Origin of the sequence: Mesorhizobium sp. M4B.F.Ca.ET.143.01.1.1, from assembly GCF_004792275.1 — a bacterium.
GTDB classification, from domain to species: domain Bacteria; phylum Pseudomonadota; class Alphaproteobacteria; order Rhizobiales; family Rhizobiaceae; genus Mesorhizobium; species Mesorhizobium abyssinicae.
The window spans coordinates 1-287 of sequence record NZ_SRSR01000342.1; the positions used below are offsets into that span (position 1 = coordinate 1).

Annotated in this window: 1 protein-coding gene; it reads left to right on the top strand. The window is 58.2% G+C overall.

Annotation, left to right across the window (positions count from 1 at the left end; all coding sequences use genetic code 11):
- The coding region (locus tag EN786_RS37270) for a transposase (protein WP_135910219.1) at positions 1-287 on the top strand (287 nt) is incomplete at both ends.

The window sequence follows — 287 nt, forward strand, 5'->3', positions numbered from 1 at the left end:
ATCTCCTGCCCTATTTCAAAGCGTTGCCGCTTTGCCTGATCGGTATTGAGGCCTGTGCAACTGCCCATAACTGGGCCCGTCAGTTGCAAGGGCTCGGGCATGACGTGCGCCTGATTCCTCCAAGCTACGTCAAACCTTTCGTGCGTCGCGGCGCGAAGAATGACGCCACTGACGCGGCGGCAATTTGTGAAGCGGTGACCCGACCCAACATGCGCTTTGTTCCGATCAAATCGCGTGAAGATCAGGCGCTCCTGATGCTGCACAGGGCCCGAGGCCTTTTGGTTAGG